Source organism: Nonomuraea longicatena (assembly GCF_039525605.1).
GTDB lineage: Bacteria > Actinomycetota > Actinomycetes > Streptosporangiales > Streptosporangiaceae > Nonomuraea > Nonomuraea longicatena.
This window is the reverse complement of sequence record NZ_BAAAHQ010000046.1, coordinates 130,945-151,365: the sequence shown is the minus strand read 5'-3', so window position 1 is coordinate 151,365 and position 20,421 is coordinate 130,945. Positions and strand designations below refer to the sequence as shown.

General features: G+C 73.1%; 14 protein-coding genes. 5 read left to right on the top strand and 9 right to left on the bottom strand.

Features of this window, described 5'->3' with window-relative positions:
* Nucleotides 1-1,064: 1,064 nt before the first annotated feature.
* Complete coding sequence (locus ABD120_RS34700; protein ID WP_343954580.1) at nucleotides 1,065-3,098, bottom strand: ATP-dependent DNA helicase UvrD2; 2,034 nt, start codon at nucleotides 3,096-3,098, stop codon at nucleotides 1,065-1,067.
* A gap of 163 nt (nucleotides 3,099-3,261) precedes the next feature.
* Between ABD120_RS34700 and ABD120_RS34695 the strand changes: the two genes are divergently transcribed.
* Both ABD120_RS34695 and ABD120_RS34690 read left to right on the top strand, forming a co-directional pair.
* A complete protein-coding gene (locus tag ABD120_RS34695) occupies nucleotides 3,262-4,158 on the top strand; it encodes an alpha/beta hydrolase (protein WP_343954551.1) in 897 nt (298 codons plus the stop codon).
* Between the two features lie 62 nt (nucleotides 4,159-4,220).
* On the top strand, nucleotides 4,221-4,469 hold the full coding sequence (locus tag ABD120_RS34690) for a mycoredoxin (protein WP_343954550.1): 249 nt from the start codon (nucleotides 4,221-4,223) through the stop codon (nucleotides 4,467-4,469).
* A gap of 3 nt (nucleotides 4,470-4,472) precedes the next feature.
* Here ABD120_RS34690 and nudC read toward each other — a convergent pair whose 3' ends face one another.
* The 6 genes from nudC to ABD120_RS34660 all read right to left on the bottom strand — a co-directional run bounded on the left by nudC (nucleotide 4,473) and on the right by ABD120_RS34660 (nucleotide 9,376).
* The gene (gene nudC / locus ABD120_RS34685) at nucleotides 4,473-5,432 is read right to left on the bottom strand and encodes an NAD(+) diphosphatase (protein WP_343954548.1); all 960 of its coding nucleotides are present in this window, start codon (nucleotides 5,430-5,432) and stop codon (nucleotides 4,473-4,475) included.
* Between the two features lie 116 nt (nucleotides 5,433-5,548).
* Complete coding sequence (locus ABD120_RS34680) at nucleotides 5,549-6,172, bottom strand: class F sortase (RefSeq protein ID WP_343954547.1); 624 nt, start codon at nucleotides 6,170-6,172, stop codon at nucleotides 5,549-5,551.
* 3 nt (nucleotides 6,173-6,175) lie between these two features.
* Nucleotides 6,176-6,901 (bottom strand): hypothetical protein, encoded by a 726-nt coding sequence (locus tag ABD120_RS34675; protein WP_343954546.1) that lies wholly within the window; start codon nucleotides 6,899-6,901, stop codon nucleotides 6,176-6,178.
* Between the two features lie 73 nt (nucleotides 6,902-6,974).
* Nucleotides 6,975-7,637, bottom strand: coding sequence for a response regulator transcription factor (locus ABD120_RS34670; RefSeq protein WP_343954545.1), 663 nt, complete (start codon nucleotides 7,635-7,637; stop codon nucleotides 6,975-6,977).
* Complete coding sequence (locus tag ABD120_RS34665; RefSeq protein WP_343954544.1) at nucleotides 7,634-8,962, bottom strand: sensor histidine kinase; 1,329 nt, start codon at nucleotides 8,960-8,962, stop codon at nucleotides 7,634-7,636. The genes ABD120_RS34670 and ABD120_RS34665 overlap by 4 nt, the downstream gene beginning before the upstream one ends.
* 69 nt (nucleotides 8,963-9,031) lie before the next feature.
* Nucleotides 9,032-9,376, bottom strand: coding sequence for a hypothetical protein (locus ABD120_RS34660; protein WP_343954543.1), 345 nt, complete (start codon nucleotides 9,374-9,376; stop codon nucleotides 9,032-9,034).
* Nucleotides 9,377-9,523: 147 nt separating this feature from the next.
* On the opposite strand from ABD120_RS34660, the gene ABD120_RS34655 reads away from it, so the two are divergent.
* Genes ABD120_RS34655 through ABD120_RS34645 form a run of 3 tightly spaced genes read left to right on the top strand, consistent with a single transcriptional unit; the run spans nucleotide 9,524 to nucleotide 13,681 of the window.
* Entirely contained in the window at nucleotides 9,524-10,681 is a 1,158-nt protein-coding gene (locus ABD120_RS34655; protein WP_343954541.1) for an ATP-grasp domain-containing protein, read from the top strand.
* Nucleotides 10,678-12,072 carry an IucA/IucC family protein gene (locus tag ABD120_RS34650; RefSeq protein ID WP_343954540.1) on the top strand — a complete coding sequence of 465 codons (1,395 nt, stop codon included), beginning with the start codon at nucleotides 10,678-10,680 and terminating at the stop codon, nucleotides 12,070-12,072. Before ABD120_RS34655 ends, ABD120_RS34650 begins: the two co-directional genes overlap by 4 nt.
* A gap of 1 nt (nucleotide 12,073) precedes the next feature.
* Complete coding sequence (locus ABD120_RS34645; RefSeq protein ID WP_343954539.1) at nucleotides 12,074-13,681, top strand: IucA/IucC family protein; 1,608 nt, start codon at nucleotides 12,074-12,076, stop codon at nucleotides 13,679-13,681.
* A 48-nt stretch (nucleotides 13,682-13,729) separates the two neighbouring features.
* Here the strand turns inward: ABD120_RS34645 and ABD120_RS34640 are convergent, their stop codons facing one another.
* Entirely contained in the window at nucleotides 13,730-16,993 is a 3,264-nt protein-coding gene (locus tag ABD120_RS34640) for an ATP-dependent helicase (protein ID WP_343954538.1), read from the bottom strand.
* Nucleotides 16,987-20,412, bottom strand: a complete 3,426-nt coding sequence (locus tag ABD120_RS34635; RefSeq protein ID WP_343954537.1) for an ATP-dependent helicase — start codon at nucleotides 20,410-20,412, stop codon at nucleotides 16,987-16,989. Before ABD120_RS34635 ends, ABD120_RS34640 begins: the two co-directional genes overlap by 7 nt.
* Between the last annotated feature and the right edge of the window lie 9 nt (nucleotides 20,413-20,421).

Below are 20,421 nucleotides of genomic sequence, written 5' to 3'. Positions count from 1 at the left end.
TTGCTCGCGACCGTGAACGGCCCGGACGGCGAGTGGCCTGCATGAACGACACCCGGCGAGTGGCCGACCCGAACGGGGCTCATGGCGGCGGATGGCTGAATCTCAAGGCAACGGGGGCAGCGGTCGTGATCGGCGCAGCGGATAGCTTGCGGCTGGTCGGGTGCGGGTGGCGGGCGGGTAGCTGGCGGGTGGCTGGCGGGTGGCCGGAGGTCGGTGGCCGGAGGTCGGTGAGTGGTCGGTAACGGGTAGGGGGTCGGTAGCGGGTACGGGTTGGTGGCGGGTGCTGGCGGCGATGGCCGGTGCCGGGTGGTCGGTGGGTGGCGATCGCGGGTGCCGGTGCCGGGTGGTCGGTGGGTCGGTAGCGGGTGGCGGGTGGCGAAAAACCCTCCCAGCCCTTACGGCCCAGCCCCCACCCGGCCACCCGCCGCACTTCGGCCGATGGCCTCCAGGAACACGCTCCTCCCCGGCTCCCCCACCCACCGTGACGACTCCGCTCTTACCCACGGCCGTGCCCCGCGCTGGCCGCCGCACCACGGCGCCGATCACCACCGCACAACTTCTGGCCGCGCGGCGCCGGGAAACCCAAGAAGGCTGGCAACACGCCGGAAAGCGCAGCAGGAAAGCGCAGCAGGAAAGCTTGACCTCCGGTGGTTCGGGGGTGTCCGTAGACACGGGGGCGTTGCGGTGGGGCGGGGTGGGAGGAGGAGCGTGTTCCTGGAGGCCATCGGCCGAAGTGCGGCGGGTGGCGGTGGAACGGCTTGCCGTGACAGTGACTGACCGGACGCGGGCGAGGAGCGGGCGCACCAGCGCCGCAGGACCGAACGCGCACAGGACAGAAGGCGCACAATGCGCAGCCCGCACGCGCAGGGGGCGCACAAAGCACAACCCGCACGGACAGGGGGCGCTCCCGGCAGAGCGCGGTCAGGGTAAAAGACGCACAGGACGGACAGGCGGCGGGGCGAGCACGCACAAGATGGCGAGTGTCAGGGCGAGCACGCACGAGACAGACAGTGGTCAGGGCAGGACGGCGCACAGGATGGAAAGCGATCAGGGTGGATAGGGGGTCAGGACTCGCGGCACAGGTTCAGGACTGCTTCGCCGTATTTTTCGAGTTTTACCCGGCCGATGCCCGCGATCGACAGCAGTTCCTGCTCGCTCCTCGGTGCCCGCTCCGCGATCGCCTGCAGGGTCACGTCCGTGAACACCACGTACGGCGGGATCTTGGACTCCTTGGCCACCGTCGCCCGCCACGTTCGCAGGTTCTCCAGCAGCGTCTCGTCATACTCGGCCGGGCACGTGGCGCACCGGCCCAGCTTCTGCTCCGCCGCCGCCGACAGCGTCTTGGCGCACACCCGGCACGCCACCCGCGCCGCGACCGGCCGCCGCTCACGTGCCACAGGCGCCGCCGGCGGCGGCGTGGACACGCGCCCGGTGAGCCCGTCCAGGAACCGCGACGGCCGTCGTCCCCTGCGTCCGCCGGGGGCGCGGGCCAGCGCCCACGACAGTGTGAGGTGCTCGCGCGCCCGCGTGATGCCCACGTACAGCAGCCGCCGCTCCTCCTCGCGCTGCTCGTCCGTCTCGGCGCGGATGATCGGCAGCATCCCGTCGGTGAGGCCGACGAGGAAGACGGCGTCCCACTCCAGGCCCTTGGCGGAGTGGAAGGAGGCCAGTGTGACGCCCTCGACGGGCGGCGCGTGCTGCTCGGTGGCGCGGCGTTCGAGTTCGGCGACGAACGTCGACAGGTCGGCGCCGTCCGCGGCCATGTCCTCGGCGAGGTCGGCGAGCGCGCGCAGCGACTCCCACTTCTCCCTCGTCTTGCCGCCGCCGGGCGGCGCCTTCGGGGTGAGGCCGACACCCGCGAGGATGTGGTGGACCTCGGAGGCCAGCGGCTCACCCGATGCGGACCGCGCGGCACCGCGTAGCAGCACGACGGCGTGGCGGACCTCCGGGCGCTGGAAGAAGCGCTCCGCGCCGCGCACCAGATAGGGGATGTCGGCCTTGGTCAGCGCGTCCTCGTAACCCTCCGACTGGGAGTTGACGCGGAACAGCACCGCGATCTCGCGGGTGGGCACGCCCTTGTCGAGCAGCCTGCGGATGGCCCGCGCGGTGCCGGCGGCCTCGGCGGGCTCGTCGTCGTACTCGGTGAAGGCGGGCCTCGGGCCGTCGGGGCGCTGGGCGAGGAGTTCGAGCCGATGGGGCGAGCGGCCCTTGGCGATGACGAGGTTGGCCAGGTCGACGACCTGGGGGGTGGAGCGGTAGTCGCGCACGAGCTTGACGACGGTGGCGCCGGGGTGCTCGACGGAGAAGCCGGTGAGGTAGCGGGGGCTCGCGCCGGTGAAGGAGTAGATGGTCTGGTTGGGGTCGCCGACGACGCACACGTCGTCGCGCCCGCCCAGCCAGGTGTCGAGCAGCAGCTTCTGCAGCGGGTTGACGTCTTGGTACTCGTCGACCACGAAGTAGCGGTACTGCCTGCGGATCTGCGCCGCCACCTCGTGGTGCTCGGTCATCACGGCGGCGGTGAGTTCGAGGATGGTCTCGAAGTCGACGAGGTGGCGTTCGCGCCGGATGCTCTCGTAGGCGTCGTAGACGCGGGCGAGTTCGTCGGCGGGGATGGGCGGCTTGCGGCCGGACTTGGCGGCGACGGCCACGTAGTCCTCGGGCGTCACCTGCGTGACCTTCGCCCACTCGACCTCGCCGGCGACGTCGCGCAGCACGTCGGCGCTGGTGCGGGTGGTGCGCAGGGCCTCACGCAGCACCGGCAGCTTCGACTCGATGACGGACGGCGCCGCCCCGCCGATCACCTTCGGCCAGAAGTAGGTGAGCTGCCGCAGCGCGGCCGCGTGGAAGGTGCGGGCCTGTACGCCGGGGGCGCCGAGCGCCTGGAGGCGGTGGCGGAGTTCACCCGCCGCCCGTGTGGTGAACGTCACCGCGAGGACGTTGGCGGAGTCGACGTACCCGGTGCGTACGGCGTGGGCGATGCGGTGGGTGATCGCCCTGGTCTTGCCCGTGCCCGCGCCGGCCAGCACGCAGACCGGGCCGCGCACGGCCTCGGCGACCGCGCGCTGCTCGGGGTCGAGCCCGGCCAGCACGTCATCCACGCTGTTCACCCGTACATCCTTCCAGTCCGGTGGCGGTGACGGCCTCCATTCTGGCAACATGCGGCCACTGGTTGAACTGTCCGCTCATCGCCAACGAGATGCAAAGGACTGGTCATTTCCCCCACAATGGGGCCGTCCTAACTGCATGGGGGAAAGGAAGGCCGTGCGAACTGCGGTCGTCGCGAGCGCGCTGCTCGCCGCTGTCGCGCTCACGCCGGGCGCCGCCGTCGCGGCCGAGGTCAGGGATCCGGGCTCACCCGTGCCCCCGGTCACGCCCTCCGTGTCCGACGTCTCGACCGAGACGGTGAAGTACGGCTCGCGGGCCAACCAGGACATGGACGTGTGGTGGACCCCCACCGGCGCCAAGCGCCCGGGCGTGTTCCTCATCCACGGCGGCTGGTGGTCGTCGGGCGACAAGCGGCACATGACGGAGATCACCCGCGCCTACGCCGAACTCGGCTACACGGTCTTCAACGTCAACTACCGGCTGTCCGGCCAGGCGTCCTGGCCGGCGCAGCGCACCGACGCCTTCGGCGCGATCAAGCTGGCCAGGAAGCACGCCGAGCGCTGGTCGTTCGACCCGATGAACTACGTCCTGGTGGGCTTCTCCGCGGGCGGCCACCTCGCCACGGCCGTCGGCACGTACGGCAACGGCGTGCCGGGCCTGAAGGGCGTCGTCGGCCTGTCCCCGGTGATCTCGCCGCTGCGCGCCTACACCGACGGCGCCGGCGCGGAGGCCACCCCGCACAAGCGGCGGCTGCGCGAGGCCGCGATCCGGCTGGCGGGCGGCTGCGAGCCCAAGGGCAGGTGCTCGCGTGTGTGGGCGAGCATGGAGGTGCCCTGGCACGCCAGCCGCAACGACGCGCCCATGCTGCTGATGCACTCGCAGGACGAGTTCGTGCCGCCGGTGCAGAGCCAGTTGCTGAAGAACATGCTCGGCCCGGTCGGCGTCGACGTGACGCTGTTCACCAACCCGGGCAGCGAGCACAGCGCGCCGCTCTACCGGCTGCCCGGCGTGGCCGAGCGTGTGCAGGCGTGGATCGCCTCCCGCATCGGGTGACGGAATGGCGGGCAGGGCCTTCGTTGTTGGACCGACCGGCCACCGTCACGAAAGGACCCGCCATGGCGCTCACGGTCTACACCACCAGTTGGTGCGGCCCATGCAGAAGGCTCAAGTCGCAGCTCACCCGCGAGGGCATCGCGTTCGCCGAAGTGGACATCGAGGCCGACCCGGCGGCCGCGCGGTTCGTCATGAGTGTCAACAACGGTAACCAGGTCGTGCCGACGGTGGTCATCAAGACGCCGCAGGGCGACGTCGTGCGCACCAACCCGTCGGCACGCGAGGTCAAGGCGCTGCTGCAGCCCGCCTGACGTTCACCAGTCGCCTTCGAGGGGACCGCCGTACCAGGTCTCGATCAGTCTGCGGGCGATCGAGACCGCCGGCGGCAGCCGGAGCTCTCCCGTCGCGAGCGCGTGGGAGAGCTCATCGCGTGAGTACCACCGCGCCTCGGCGATCTCCTCGTGGTCGACCGACAGCCGCGTGGAGGTCGCCTCGGCGAAGAAGCCCAGCATCAGGCTGCGCGGGAACGGCCACGGCTGACTGCCGAGATAGCGGGGGGCGACGACCGTCAGGCCCACCTCCTCGGCGACCTCGCGCACGACCGCGTGCTCCAGCGACTCCCCCGGCTCCACGAACCCGGCCAGGATCGACAGCCGCCCCTCGGGCCATTGGGGGCCGCGCGCGAGCAGGCAGCGGTCGTCGGCGTCGCGGACCAGCATGATGACGGCCGGGTCGACGCGCGGGAAGTGCTGGGAGCCGTCGGACAGGCACACGCGGATGTGCCCGCCGGCCTCGACGGCGGTGCGGCTCCCGCAGCGGGGGCAGAACTCGTGGGTGGCGTGCCACGCCTCCAGGGCGACGGCGTACACGAGCAGGCCCGCGTCACGGTCGCCGAGCAGCCCGCCGACCTGCCGCAGGCCCGCGACCACCGGACGGCCCTCTGGGGTGTCGGCGAGGTTCGAGGGTACGGTCACCCGCCCGTCGGCCTCGCCGTCGATCCCGGGCAGCGGGGCGGCGACGGCGAAGTAGGCGACCTCGTCCTCGACGCCGAGCAGGTAACGCTCGCCCTCGGGGGCGTCGTCGGAGGTGTAGAGCACGGCCTCCACGTCGTCACCCTGTCGCCTGACGAGGGTGTGGCCGTCGTGGATCACCAGGACCCTGGTCGTGGGCCGGGCCCAGACCTCTTTGAGCCAGTCGGCGTCGCCGCGCCGGAGCGCCGATCTGTCGACTGTGGACCGTGCCAGAAGCAGTGGCCCGATGAGATGTTCTTCCACCCGTGTTTCCACCAGGACACGCCCTCCCCCAGCTACGCAGTCATCCTACGACGCCCTGTGGGACAGGGGATGCGGGAGGGCGCCCGGCCGGGGGTTCGGCGGCCGGGCGCCCTCGGTCAGCGGGCGTAGACCACCACGTTGTCGCGGTAGCTGCGCCTCTGCCTGTCGAACACGCCGCCGCAGGTGATGAGCCTGAGTTCGGCGCCCTCGGTGCGGCCGTACACCTGGCCGTTCGGTATACCGCTCTTGGGGTATCGGGCCACGCGGTAGACGGTGAAGGCCCTGGTGCTGCCGTCGGCTCTGTCCACGTGGATCCGGTCGCCGGGTGAGAGGTGCCGCAGGCGGTGGAAGACGGCGGGGCCGGTCTTGGAGTCGACGTGGCCGGCGATGACGGCGGGGCCGCGTTCGCCCGGCTCCGGTCCTGCCACGTTCCAGCCGACGCGGGTGAAGCTCGTGGGGGCGATCAGCTTGCCCCTGCGGTCGAGGCGGAGTCCGACGACCCGGGTGCTGAGTCCGATCTTCGCGATGCGCAACCGCACGGGGTCGGCGGCGCGCTTCTCGACGGGAGCGGCGAAGGACGCCGCCGCAGCGAAGGGGTCGCCCGTGAAGGCGGCCGGGTCGCCTGTGAGGACGGTCGTGGCGGACAGGTCGCTCATGAGGTCGGTCGCGTGGGCCGCTGCCAGGGGCGTGCTCACGCACGCCGTGACGGTTAACAGGGCGGCGGCGGTGCGGGCGCGCACGGCTCAGCTCTCCGAGCGGAGTCGGCGCAGGATGAGCAGGCCGCCGCCGGCGAGGACGACCGCGCCCGCTCCGGCCAGGCCCATGGGCAGCAGGTCGGTGTTCTGCCGGGAGGCGGTGGCCGCGCTCTGGGCGAGGAGGTCGGTCACGGTGCGGACCTCGGCGCGGGCGCGGGTCCAAGTGACGCCGCTCTCGCCGCTGGGACCGGTCTGGTCGGCCAAGCGGTCCGAAGTCCCCGAGCGGTCAGACGTCCCGGAGCGGTCCGAGGTCACGGAGGCGTCAGAGCCGTCGGAGCCACCCGAGCGGGTGGAGGCGTCCGAACGGGCGGAGGCGTCCGAGCCGGTCGGGCCTTCGAGTCCGCGCAGGAACTTCGAGGTGCCCATGAGGGCCGTGCCGCCCGCGCCCGTGTCGATGCCGCCCTTGGGCTGGTCGTCATCGTCGTCCCGGGCGGCCCCGCCCCTGCCGGTGTCCACGCCGCCCCTGGGGGCGCGGTCGTCGTCGCGGACCTTCAGGCCGCCCTTCTCGGTGTCGACGCCGCCCCTCGGCACGCGGCGGTCGTCATCGTCGTCGTCCCCGCCGTCGTCGTCATCGTCGTCGAGGACCCCGAGCTGGGCCGCCTGTGCTGCCTGGGTCGTCTGGGTGGCGGAGGCCGGTCCGGCCGTGAGGGCCGTGCCGGTCGCGGTGGCTCCGCAAGTGATCGCGATGGCGACCAGGATGCGCTTGAGTTCCATTGCCGTCCTCCAGGGGGTGTCCGATTCTGGAACCAGCCTCCCGAACAGCAGTGGGACGACCGTTAGCGCCTGGTTAAAGGGCTCTCATCCGATATCCGGTACCCCGAAGGGTTTCGATGCGCTCTGCCCCGATCTTCTTGCGGAGGTAGCGCACGTACACGTCCACCACGTTCGACCCGGGGTCGAAGTCGAAGCCCCACACGTGGCTCAGCAGTTGCTCGCGGGTGAGCACCTGGTCGGGGTGGCGGCAGAACACCTCGGCGAGCGCGAACTCGCGCGTGGACAGCTCGATCATCTGGCCGTCCACGTGGACGCGGCGGCTGCGCAGGTCGAGCGACAGGTCGCCGACCCGCAGCACGGTCACCTCCGGCGCCCGCTCGGCCCGCAGCCGCAACCGGACCCTGGCCAGCAGTTCCTCGAAGGCGAACGGCTTGGGGATGTAGTCGTCGGCACCGCCCTCCAGCCCCGCGACCTTGTCCGCGACGCTGTCGCGGGCGGTCAGGATGATCACCGGCAGCGTCACCCTGGCCTGCCGCAGCCTGCGCAGCACGGTGAAGCCGTCGGCCAGCGGCAGCCCGATGTCGAGCACCATCAGGTCGAACTCGCCGCTTCTCGCGTACTCGAAGGCGGCTTCGCCGTCCTCCACGACCGTGGTCACGAAGCCGTTGCCGCGCAACCCCTTCTCCACGAAGGCGGCGATCCTGGCCTCGTCCTCGGCGATGAGTATGCGGTTCACTCGGGCACCTCCCGATAGGGCAGTTCGATCACGAAGCGGGCGCCGTCCTCGACCCAGACTCGCCCGGCGTGCGCCTCGGCGATCGAGCGCACGATGGCGAGGCCGAGCCCGGCACCCTGGTGGGAGCGGCTGCCCGCGCGGACGAAGCGCTGGAAGATGCGCTCCCTGTCCTCCTCGCGGACGCCGTGGCCGCCGTCGCGGACCCACAGGCGGACCCGGTCTCCCTCGACGGCCGAGCCCGCCGCGACGAGCGCACCCGGCTGGGTGTGGCGCACGGCGTTGGCCAGTAGTTGCATGAGCGCCTGCGTGAGCCGCTGGCGGTCGGCGACGATGCGGGCCTCCGCCACCTCGTCCACCCGCCAGTCGCGCTCGCCGAGCGCCCTCGCCTTGGCGATCACGCTGACGGTGAGGTCGGCCAGTTCGACGTCCTCGACGGTGAGGAAGCCGGGCTGCTCGGCCTTGGCCAGCGTGAGGAGGTCGTCGACGATGCGGTTCATGCGGTTGAGCTCGTCGGTGACCAGGGCCATGGTCTCCTCGCGCTCGGCGGGGTCGTCGCCCATCAGCTCCAGGTGGCCCCTGATCACCGTGATGGGTGTGCGCAGTTCGTGGCCGGCGTCGTCGACGAACTCCCGCTGGACGGCGAAGGCCCGCTGGAGCCGGTCGAGCATGTGGTTGAAGGTCCTGGCCAGCGCCGCCACGTCGTCGTTGCCGACCACGTCGAGGCGCCTGCTGAGGTCGCTGGAGTCGCCGGTGCGCTCGGCGGCCTGGCGCACCATCCGCACCGGCGCCAGCACCCGGCCGGCGACGAACCACCCGGCCGCGCCCGCGAGGGCGAGGGCAGCGAGGGAGGTGAGCGCGAGGACTCTCACGGACTCCACGACCTCCTGGCGGTGGTGCTCGTAGAAGATCCCGATGACGAAGTGCCCCTGGCGGGCGTCGTTCGCGATCTTCACCGGCATGCTGACGTAGCGGATCTCCCCTGCCCTGCTCTCCCAGGGACCGACCGTGGGCTTCGCCGCGAGTCCGGCCTGGCGGACCAGGCCCTCGTCCTGATCGAGGGGGGCGGGGGCCTCGCCGTACCCCTTGAGGTGGGGTTGGCCGTCGAGCAGGGTGAAGAAGGTCTCCCAGCGGTCGGCGGCGTTGACCTGGAGGTAGCCCTTGAACAGGGTGTCGAGGTCGGCGCCCGGACGCTGTGTGACGTAGGCGCGGAGTTCTCCGATCTCGTGCTCGAACTCGCCGATGATGCGTTCTTCGACCCGGGCCAGTTGAACGGTCCACGTGGCGAACGTGGACAGGGCGAGGGCCAGACCGACCACCGCGAGCATCCAGCCCACGATCCTGGCGCGGGCGCTCACGCGGCGGGCTCGGGGGTCATCTGCTCACCGGTCATCTGCTCAGTCGTCATCTCCGCCGTCATCGTCATCGTCGTCGCCGCCCCTGCGGGGCGGCGGGGGTGGTACCTGTTCGGCCCTGGGTCTCTTCTTGGTGGGGGTCGCCGACGGCACCTTGGTGGGCTTAGAGCTCGACGGCCGGGAGGAGGGCTCGGCTTTCTTGGTGCGCGTCGGCGTGCTCGTCGAGGTGGGGGTGTCGTACAGCACGGACGGGCTGGCGGACGGTGTGACGACGATGGCCTCGCCCAGATCCGGCTCGACCGCGTTCACCTGCGACACCACGACGATGGCGAGGGCGGCGAACGCGGCCACGACCACGGCCGCGACGAGGGTGGTTCTCCGGGGCATGCCAGCAACCGTATGCGGTGCCGAGGAGAGGTCTGTGAGACGAAGATGAGAAGACTCTCATTTACCCTGTCGATGCGACGAGACGATCTCCCTGGCACTATCATCGCCGAGTTAGGTTAGCCTTACCTGAGCCAGGGGGTACCTGCGTTGCGGCTCTATCTCACGGCGCTCAAGCCGACCGACTCGGTGACCGACGGGTTCCTGCCCTCGGCCCGCGCGCTCGGCTGCGACGTGACGATTCTCACTGATCACGAGGGTCACGGGGGGCACGGTGACCGGCGGCCCGGCGTGGTGCGCTGCGACGTGCGCGACCCGCGCGCGCTCATCGACACCATCGCACACCTCGGACGCCCGGACGCGATCTTCTCCAACTCCGACCACCTCCAGGCGGAGACCGCGCTCGCCGCCGACTACTTCGGCCTGCCGGGCAAGGACTGGCGGGCCTGCCTGTCCGCCAAGAACAAGTACCTCATGCGCCGCCGCCTCGCCGAGGCCGGGGTCGAGGAGGTCCGCTCCGTACGGCTCGCACCGGGCGACCCCGTGCCCGCCGACCCGCCGTACCCCGTGGTCGTCAAACCCCGCGAGGGCGTCGCCAGCGAGGACGTGATGCTGGTCGAGCGCGACCTGGCCGCCGCCGTCGCGGCCGTCAGGCGCAACCGGCCGGGCGCGGCCGTCGTCGTCGAGGAGTACCTCGAAGGGCCGCTGCGCACGGTGGAGACCCTGGGCGACGGCTCGCGGGTGCGGGTGCTCGGCGGGTTCGCGACCACGCTGGGGCCGCTGCCGTACTTCGTCGAGGAGCGCCTGGACTGGGCGCCGGACGGGCCGCACGAGCACGTCCTGAACGCGCTGCGGGCCCTCGGCGCCGGGTTCGGCGCCTGCCACACCGAGTACGTCGAGACGCCCGCAGGCCCCCGGATCGTCGAGGTCAACTACCGCGTGATCGGCGACCACTGCGACTTTCTCATGGCCGACGTGCTCGGCGTGCCGCTGTTCGAGTGGATCCTGCGCGTCCACCTCGGCGAGCCGGTGCCGCAGCCGCCGCCGTCCTCCCGGCACGGCACGGCCGTGAGCCTGGTCGCCGACCGCTCCGGCACCATCACCGCCGCGCCCGGTGCGGAGGAACGCTCCCGCGACGGCGTCACGCTGTGGCACCGGCCGCTGCGCGCGCTCGGCGAGCGCGTGGAACTCACCCGCACCAACCGCGACTTCCTCGGCGTGATCAGGGCGGTCGGCCCCGACCGCGCCGGCGTCGAGGCCGCCGTCGCCGCCTACCGGGCCGAGCGCCCGTGGGTGATCGCGCCATGAGCGAGTCCGCGCTGGCCGCGCGCGTCCTGAACGCACTGCTGCGCGAGGACTACGGCGGGCTGTCCCGGCAGATCAGCAGGACCCGCGACGGGGTGCGGATGAGCCTGCCCGACGGGATGGTCGTCCGGCTCGTGCCCGGCCGCCTCTACCAGGACTTCGTCGTGGCGCCCGAGGAGCGGCTGCGGCTCGCCCAGGTGCTCGGCGCGCTCGACCACGTCGCCGACCCGGCGGACGCCGAGGGCGTGGCCGCCTTCGCCGAGGAGTGCGCCGCCGCGCTCATGACCGACGGGCTGCGCGACAGGCAGGCGCCGACGTCGTACGAGGCGCTGGCCGCCACGCTGGAGCACCCCGTCTACCCGACCGCGCGGGCCAGGATCGGCCTCACCGCCGACCAGTTGCTGGCCTACGCGCCGGAGTTCGCGCCGACGTTCGCGCTGCGCTGGGTGGCGGTGCCCGGCCACGACGAGCCGTTCCCCGTCCACCCGCTCACGCTCGGGCGGGCGCTGGAGGTCGAGGGCACCCGCGCCGTCGAGCGGCCGGACACGCTCGTACGGCCCACGCTGTCCATGCGCACGGTCGAACTCGACGCCCGCACCCACCTCAAGCTCCCCCTGCCGGTCAGCACCCTGGGCACGCGCAACCGCCGCTCGATCAGACCCGGCACGCTGCGCGACGGCGCCCTGGCCGAACTGCTGGTGAGACGACTGGCCGACCCCGACGTGCTGGTGGCGGACGAGCAGACCTACGCGGAGACCGGCCACGAATACCTCGCCTGGATGATCCGCAGGCTCCCGGCCGGTGAGATCGTCCCCGTGGCGGCGCTGACGGCGCCCGGCGTGCTCGACCGCTTCGGCGACGTGCTGCCCGGCTACCTGCGGATCCTGCTGCGGTGGAACGTGCGGCTGTTCGTCGAGTACGGCGTCGCCCTGGAGGCCCATCAGCAGAACCTCGCCCTCGTCTTCGCGGCCGACGGCATGCGGCTGCTGGTCAAGGACAACGACGGGCTGCTCGCCTCCCCCGCGCGGCTGGCGGCGGCGGGCGTGGCCGTGCCCGCGTTCGGCGACGGGCGCATGCTGACCGACGACCCCCACGCGCTGGCCGACGTCTTCGTGACCATCACGCTGCACCTGGCCGCCGCCGCCGTGGCGTTCGGGGCGCTGCCGTACGAGCGGGCGGCGCGGCTGCTGCGCGCGACGCTCGCGGAGGCGCTGGACGAGCACGGCGAGCACCCGATGGCCAGGCTGCTGCGGGCCAGGACGCTCGACGCGGCCCGGCTGACCGGCAAGTCGATGGTCACGGCGGGGACGCTCGTGGCCAAGGAGCGCACCGGCGCCCGCGACGTCAACAAGTTCTACGGCGCCAGCGGGCCCAACTACCTGAGGAGAGCGTGACGTGGAAAGCCTGGTCCTCGACACCCGCGCCTACGCGGCGCAGGCCGAGGAGTCGACGCTGGCCGCGCTGCTGCGGTGCTGCGTGCGTGAGGTGGCGGGGCCGCGCGGGCTGGTGTGGACGGCGGGGCCGTACGTGCTGCTGAGGGTCGCGGGGACGCTGCTGCGGGCCCGGACGACCGGCGGGGCGGCGCTGCGCTTCACGGGGCGCCCTGAGCGCCTGGAGGACGGCGTGTGGCAGACGCTGACCTCGGACGAACTCGTCCGGCTGGCTGAGGCCGATCTGTCCGTGTCCGACCTGACTGGGGCCGACCTGACTGGGGCCGACCGGGGCAACGCGGAGTTCGCCGGGCAGGTGCGGGCCAGCAGGGAGGCGCTGGAGGCGATCCTGCGGGCCCGCGCGACGGCGACCCCGCCCGGCGACCCGTGGCTGGCCTCCGAGCAGGCGCTGGTGCACGGGCACCCGTTCCATCCGAGCCCGAAGGCGCGCGGCGGCCGCGACTGGCTCGGGTACGCGCCGGAGGCGCACGCGCGCTTCCCGCTGCGACTGCTCGGCGTGGAGCTGTCCAGCCTGGTGGAGGAGGGCGCGGCGGGCGCGCTCGACCTGCTGGGCGAGGCGCCGCCGGGGTACGCGCTGCTGCCCGCGCATCCGTGGCAGCTCGACCTGCTCGGCTCGGCGCTCGACGCGCGGATGATCGATCTCGGGCCGGGTCCGTCCGTGGTGCCGACGTCGTCGGTGCGCACGGTCTACGCGCCGGACGCGGGCGTGTGCCTGAAGTTCAGCCTGGACGTCCGCATCACCAACTGCGTGCGCAAGAACGCCTGGTACGAGCTGGCCGGGGCGGTCGAGCTGAACCGCAGGCTCACGCCGATCTTCGAGCGGCTGGGCTGCGCGTGGCTGCCCGAACCCGGCTACCGCTCGGCCGCGCTGGGCACCAGGCTGCTGGAGGGGCTCGGGGTGATCGTGCGGGCCAGCCCCTGGTCGGTGGTGGCGCCGGGGGTGACGCCGGTGCTCGCGGGCGCGCTGGCGGCGGGCCGCGTCGACGCGCAGGACCCGGTGGCGTGGTGGCGCGCGTACGTCACGGCGGTGGTCCCGCCCGTGCTCGACCTGTACTTCCGGTACGGCGTGGTCCTGGAGCCGCACCTGCAGAACGTGCTCGTCGGCCTCGGCCCGGACGGCCTGCCCGCGCAGGCGGTCTTCCGCGACCTGGAGGGCACCAAGCTGGTCACCGGCCGCCACGACCTGACCGGCGTGCCGGAGCAGGTCGCCCGAGCGCTCTCCTACGACGCCGAACGCGGCTGGGCCAGGGTCTCCTACTGCCTGCTGGTCAACCACCTCACCGAGATCGCGGCCGCCGTCGCGGGCGCCGACGACACGCTGCTGGCCCGGCTGTGGACAGCGGCCAGGGAGGTCGTGGACGGCTGCGCCGAGCGGCTGGGCCGTCCGCTGCCGCTGTCCGCCCTGCTGGCGGGCGCGCCCCTGCCCGCCAAGGCCAACCTGTCCGTACGGTGGGCCCGCGCGGCCGACCGTGCCGCCGGATACGTCCCGATCGAGAACCCCCTCACCTCGGCGCGGGTGGGGACACCGTGGTCTTCTAGATGGCCTTCCTGACCTGCAGCCGGGTGCTCATCTCCAGGAAGGCGACCGTGTCGTCCTCGACTACTTCCGGAAGGGCACCTGCTCGATCAGCGCCACCAGGCCACGCGCGTCGAGCAGGTTCACCGGTCGGACGGTCTCGTTGGAGCGTACGTAGTGGAAGGCCGCGCTCACCCGCTTCACCGGCACGCCCGCCAGATCCGCCCACGCCAGCCGGTAGGCCGCGAGCTGCACGGCGGCGGCCGCCGCCGCCTTCCCGCCCGGCCTGGCCCCGGTCTTCCAGTCGACGACCTCGAACGAGCCGTCGGGCAGCCGGTAGACCGCGTCCATCCGCCCCCTGACCACCCGGTCGGCGATCATCGTCTCGAACGGCACCTCCAGCTCGTACGGCTTGCGCTCGGCCCACTCGCTCTCCTCGAAGCGCTCCTGGAGCTCGGCCAGCCGCACGTCCGCCTCCTCCTCGGCCACGTCGAGACCGGGCAGCTCGAAGTCGTCGATCAGCCGCTGCTGGTCCCACCGCCCCTCCAGCCAGCGATGGAAGGAGGTGCCGCGCCTGGCCAGCGGCGCCGGTCTGACCGGGACCGGGCGCCTGATCCGCCGGGCCAGCTCCTTGGCGTCGGTCGCCAGCGTGACCAGCGACGACACCGTCAGCCTGCCCGGCAGTTCCACCGTGCGCCCGGCGCCGCGCCGGTGCGACTCGCGCTCGCGCAGCAGCAGGTCCGTGTCGCGTTCCCAGGCGCGGATCCGCTCCTCGTCGAACGTCTTCACCGGCTCGTCCTCCGCCGGGGGCAGGGTGCCCGCCAGCGCCTGCTCGACCAGGCGGGCGCCGTCCTCCACCGCGTCGTAGCGGGCGCCCTCCGGCGTGACTGGCCAGGTCGCGGCGGCGGGCTCGGACAGCAGCGGGTTCGTGGCGCCCTCCTCCAGGTCGGGCGCCCAGTAGGCCACCCGGTCCGCCGTGTCGCGGACCTCCAGCAGGAACGGCGAGGGCGCGAGCGGCCGCGTCGCGCTCCCCCACCGGTAGCCGGAGGCGATCAGGTGGTAGTGGGCGCGGGTCACCGCGACGTAGGCCAGCCTGCGCTCCTCCGTCAGATCGCGCTCGCGGCAGTCGTCGTCGAACAGCGCCAGTTCGTCCTTCGACAGCCCGCCGAGCCTCGGCAGGTCGGCGGCGTCGCCGCGCAGCGGGTAGGGGAGTTTGCGGGGGTTGTCGGTCCAGCGGCTGTTGGTCACCGGGGTCGCGGGGAAGATGCTGCCGGTGGTGACCGTACCCCTGCCGCTGAGCAGTTGCGAGAGGCCCGGCACGACCACGACCGGCCACTCCAGGCCCTTCGAGGCGTGCACGGTCATCAGTTTGACGCTGTTGCTCTCGCCGACCCGCCCGGCCTCCAGGCCGAACTCCTCGCTCTCCGCCGCCTCCAGGTAGGCGAGGAACGCGCCCAGCGTCGGGTCCTCCGCGTCGCCCGCGAAGCGCGCGGCCGCGTCGTGGAAGGCGTCGAGGTCGGCGCGCGCGGCGAAGGCGCTGACGGTGCCCGCCCGCGCGGCCACCTCGATGTCCAGCCCCAGCCGCCGCTCCACCTCGGCGACCAGGTCGGGCAGCGGCTGCGCCGCCTGCGCGCGCAGCCTGCGCAGCTCGTGCGCGAGCGCCACCAGACGGGTCCTGGCCAGCGGCGAGAACGCCTCCAGCCACTCCTCGCGGTCGGGCAGTTCGTCCAGGGCGTCGATCAGGCTGCCGCGCTCGTCCGCCAGGTCGGCGACCACCTGGTCGAGCGGGTCGTCGCGGCGCCCCGCCGCCGCGTCGGCCTCGCGGGTCAGCTCGCGCGCGTACTCGCCCAGCACCCGCAGGTCGGCGGGGCCGATCCGCCAGCGGGGACCGGCCAGCAGCCGGGCCAGCGCGTCGCCCGCCGTCGCGTCGTACAGCACCCGCAGCGTCGCCACGATGTCGTTCACCTCGGGCACCGTCAGCAGCCCGCCGAGGCCCACGACCTCGACCGGGATGTCGCGCCGCTCCAGCGCCCTGCGCAGCACGGGGAACTGTGACCGTTTGCGGGCCAGGATCGCCACGTCCTGCGGCTGCAACGCCAGGGTCTTCTTGCGCTCCTTGTCTCCCCACGGCAGGCCGTCGGGGGCGTTCTCCTGGCCGAGCAGGCGGGCGATGCCCTCGGCGATCCACTCGGCCTCGTCGTCGGCCGTCTCGTGGAAGGCGCAGGTGACCCGGCCCCGGTCCTTGCGGTTGGCGCCGGGGACCAGCACCGGCACCTCGCGGGCCTCCATGCGCAGCGGCAACTGCACCCGGGCCGCCACGTCGAGGACCCGGTCGCCGTTGCGGAAGCTCACGCTCAACCGGCGCACCGGGGCGTGGTCGCCGGCGCCGGTGCGGAAGTCCTCGGGGAAGCGCCGCAGGTTGCCCGCCGAGGCGCCGCGCCAGCCGTAGATGGACTGGCAGGGGTCGCCCACCGCCGTCACCGGGTGGCCGCCGCCGTACAGGCTGCGGAGCAGCACCAACTGGGCGTGGCTGGTGTCCTGGTACTCATCCAGCAGCACCACCGTGAACCGGTCGCGCTCGATCCGCCCGACCTCGGCGTGGTTCGCCGCGATCCGCGCCGCCAGCGCCATCTGGTCGCCGTAGTCGATGACCTCGCGCGCGCGCTTCAGCCGCTCGTAGGCCGCGACGAGCGGCAGCAACTGCTCCCTCGCCCGTTGTACGGTCACCGGCCGGAGCTGCGCCGCCGTGGTCCGTCCCGGTAGGCGGTCGAAGCGCGCGTCCAGCCACTCCCCCACGCGCCGCACGTCGGCGCCGGTGCGCAGATGCTCGGACAGTTCCCCGGCCAGTTCGAGCACGGCGGCCGTCACCGACGGCGGGCCCAGCTCGACGCGGTCCATCGGCCCGTCGTAGAGCGCCACCACCCGGGCCGCGAGCTGCCACGACACGGCCGGGGTGACCAGGCGCATCGTCGGCTCCAGGCCCTCGCGCAGCGCGTGGTCGGTGACCAGGCGGGAGGCGTAGGCGTGGTAGGTGGAGACCGTCGGCTCGTCGTCCAGCAGCGACCGATCGACCAGGCCCGCCTCGGCCAGCCCGTCGAGGCGTTCGCGCACCCGCGCCGCGAGTTCGGCCGCGGCCTTGCGGGTGAAGGTGAGCCCGAGCACGTTGGCCGGTTTGACCAGGCCGTTGGCGACCAGCCACACCACCCGCCCGGCCATCGTCTCGCTCTTGCCCGAGCCTGCGCCCGCCATGACCACCATCGGCTCCAGCGGTGCCTCGATCACGTCGGACTGCTCCGGTGTCGGGGCCAGGATGCCGAGCTTGTCGGCCAGCTCGACCGGGGTCAGCACACCTGCCCCCCGCTGTCGTTGACCGGGCAGCTCGACCGCGCGGCGCAACTGCGGCAGCCGTCGTTGGCCTTGGCCTGGAAGAACGGGCCGGACATGCCGATCGCGACCGTGTCGACCAGGTCCTTGGCCCAGCCCGGGTCGCGGTCGTCCGCCAGCGCGGGCTGCGCCTGCTCCAGCGCGTCGTTCCTGCCACCCGCCTTGCCGAGCTGCACCAGCGCCGCCCCGCCGGGCTCGGTCATGCCGTGCCTGGCGAACGCGCCGAGCAGCGCGGCGAGCTGGTAGACGCCGAGTTGCGGGTGGCGGTCGAGCTCGCCCGCCTTCGGCTTGCTCGACCCCGTCTTCAGGTCGATGATCACCGCCCGGTTGTCGGCGTCGCGTTCCACCCGGTCCACCCTGCCCTTGATCTCGACGCCCTCGGCGACGGTCGCCGTGAACGACTCCTCCAGGGCGACCAGTTCGCGCGGATTGTCCTCGTGCCAGCGCAGGAACTTGGCGATCATCGCTTCGGCCACCTGGCGCTGCTTCCTGTTGAACCAGGTGCCGCCGAAGTCGAGTTCGTCCCAGATGCCGTCGAGGCGGCGGCGCAGCAGGTCTTCAGCGGGCAGGTCGGTGGCGGCCAGCACGGCCAGGGCGTGGATGACGTTGCCCAGGCCCTGTGCCGTGCTCGTGCCCGCCGCGCCCACCGCCGTCTCCAGCAGCCAGCGCAGGCCGCACTTGGTGAAGCTCTCGACCGCCGACGGGGAGATGCGCACCGTGTCGTCCGGCCAGGCCAGCGGGCGGTCGTCGGACAGCGTCGTCAGCGCGTACCACTCGTTCGGGTGCGCGCCCTGCACCCCGGCCGCCGCCAGTCTGGCGAGCTGGTGGGCGGCCGCGCGCCGCATCGCCACCGGTTTGGCCGGGTCGGTCACCGCGCTGCGCAGGTCGGCCACCAGGGCGGGCATGTTCAGCCAGCGGGCCCGGTCGTCCACCGTGGCGTCCTCGACCGCGCCGGGCATCAGCTCCGACAGGAAGCGTGACGGGCGCTCGTCGGCGTCCTCGCCGCCGACCGCCGTCACGACCAGGCGCCGCCGCGCGCGCGTCACCGCCACGTAGAACAGCCTGCGCTCCTCCGCCAGCAGCTTGGACGCCAGGGACGCGGGGCTCGGCTCGCTGCCCTCGACCAGGTCGACCAGGTCCTCGACGCCCAGCAGCGAGCCGCGCAGCCGAAGGTCGGGCCAGACGCCCTCCTGGACGCCCGCGACCACCACCACGTCCCACTCCAGGCCCTTGGCGCGGTGGGCGGTCAGCACCTTTACCGCGTCGCCGTCCGGGGCGCGCTCGGCGAGCGTGTCGCCGGGGATCTCCTGTGCGGCGATGTCGTCCAGGAAGACCTCGGGGCCCGCCTTCGGCATCCGGTCGACGAACCTGGCGGCGTGGTCGAACAGGGCCACCACCGCGTCGAGGTCGCGGTCGGCCTGGGCGCCTCTGGCGCCGCCCGCGAGGCTGGTGTCGGTCCAGCGCTCGGCCAGGCCGCTGGCCTGCCACACGGCCCACAGGACGTCCTCGGCCGTGCCCTCCTCTGCCACGGCCGCGCGGGCGGTGGCGAGCAGGCGGGCCACGCGTTCGGCGGGCAGGGCGATGTGCGGTTCGATCCGTACCAGTTCGCGGGCGTCGCGCAGGGCCGCGACCAGCATCTCCCCGGACGACCTCGGCCCGTCGTCCGGCGCCCGCCCGTCCTCCGGCTCCTGGGCCTCCGCTTCTGGCTCCTGGGCGCCGGTCGCCGGGGGCTCGGCTTCGTCGCCGGGGTCCGCGCCCGGCGCGTCGATGTCCGGGGTGGCCTCGTCCTCCGGTTCCGGGGCGGCCTCGTCCTGTGGATCGGAGGTGGCGGCGTCGTGCGGATCGGGGGTGGCGGCGTCGTGCGGTTCCGGGGTGGCGGCGTCGCTGCGGCCCCCTGCCAGGGCCTCGTTCTCGGCGATCTTGAGGGCGCGGCGCAGGCGGCGGACGCCGATCATGTCGGTGCCGCCGAGCGGTCCGGTCAGCAGTTCCTCCGCCACCGACTCGTCGAGCGTGTCCGGTTCCGTCGCCACCCGCAGCAGCGTCAGCAGCGGCCGTGCTCCCCGCTCCTGGGCGATCGGCACCTCGTCGCCCGCCACCATCGTCGGCACGCCCGCGCTCACCAGCGCCCGCCGCAGCAGCGGCACCTGGCGCCTGGCCGAGCGGACGAGCACCGCCATCCGATGCCACGGCACCCCGTCGATCAGGTGCGCCCGCCGCAGGGTGTCGGCCACGATCGCGGCCTCCTGGCTGGTCGAGTCGGCCAGCAGCACGCGGACCTCACCCGCCTCCAGATCGGGCAGCGGCTCCAGATCGCGGTGGCCCTCCGGCGCCCCCAGGGTCGGCCGGGGCGCGACGGGCAGGCGGCTCGCGACGCGGCGGCCGGCCTCCAGGAGGTCGGCGCCGCTGCGGCGGGACACACGCAGCGCGAGCACGGGCGCGGGGCGGCCGTCCAGCCGCCTGAAGCGCTCGGGGAAATCCAGGATCCCGTGGACGTCGGCGCCCCGGAAACCGTAGACGGACTGGTCGGGGTCGCCCACCGCGACCAGGTCGCGCCCGTCGCCCGCGAGTTGCCGCAGCAGGAACTCCTGGGCCGGGTCGGTGTCCTGGTACTCGTCGACGAAGACCGCGTCGTAGGCGGCGCGCTCGCGGCGCCGTACGTCGGGATCGACCAGGAGCCCGGCGGCGGCCCTGATCAGGTCGGCGTAGTCGAGCATCGGGTCGGGGTCGAGGTCGAAGCGGGCCTGGTAGCGGTCGAGGAAGCGGCCCGCCGACCGCCAGTCGGGGCGGTCGTGCCTGCGTCCGAGTTCGACGAGGCGCTCGCTGTCGAGCCCGCGTTCGCTCGCCCGCGACAGGAAGTCGCGCAGTTCCTCCGCGAAGCCCCTGGTCTTCATCGGCTCGCGCAGCGCGAGCGGCCAGCCGGGGGCGCCGTCCTCAAGCTCGCCGTGCAGCAGCCGCCTGACCTCCAGGAGCTGCTCCGGGCCGCTCAGCAGCCGGGGCGGCGCCTCACCCGCCGCCACGGCCTCGCGCCGCAGCAGCGCGTAGGCGTAGCTGTGGAAGGTCATGGCGAGCGGGCTCCGCGTCGTACGGCGCAGCCGCGCGGTCACCCGTTCGCGCAACTCGCCCGCGGCCTTGCGGCTGAAGGTGAGCAGCAGCACCCGTTCGGGGTCGAGGCCGCGCCGCTGGATGCGCCGGACCACGCTCTCGACGATCGTGGTCGTCTTGCCGGTGCCGGGACCGGCGAGGACCAGCAGCGGGCCGCCCTCGTGCTCGACCACGGCACGCTGGTGCTCGTCGAGCACAGGGGGCGCAAGGGGCACGGCCGCCGCCTTGCTCCCTCGACGTACCAACCGCCAGGTCTGACCACTCACAGCACCAGATTCCATCAGACCACA

Excerpts from the sequence above, each read along its gene's own strand:
- ABD120_RS34635 (WP_343954537.1), bottom strand. The coding sequence starts at position 20,412 with ATGGAATCTGGTGCTGTGAGTGGTCAGACCTGGCGGTTGGTACGTCGA.
- ABD120_RS34690 (WP_343954550.1), top strand. The coding sequence starts at position 4,221 with ATGGCGCTCACGGTCTACACCACCAGTTGGTGCGGCCCATGCAGAAGG.
- ABD120_RS34665 (WP_343954544.1), bottom strand. The coding sequence starts at position 8,962 with ATGCTCGCGGTGGTCGGTCTGGCCCTCGCCCTGTCCACGTTCGCCACG.
- ABD120_RS34650 (WP_343954540.1), top strand. The coding sequence starts at position 10,678 with ATGAGCGAGTCCGCGCTGGCCGCGCGCGTCCTGAACGCACTGCTGCGC.
- ABD120_RS34660 (WP_343954543.1), bottom strand. The coding sequence starts at position 9,376 with ATGCCCCGGAGAACCACCCTCGTCGCGGCCGTGGTCGTGGCCGCGTTC.
- ABD120_RS34675 (WP_343954546.1), bottom strand. The coding sequence starts at position 6,901 with ATGGAACTCAAGCGCATCCTGGTCGCCATCGCGATCACTTGCGGAGCC.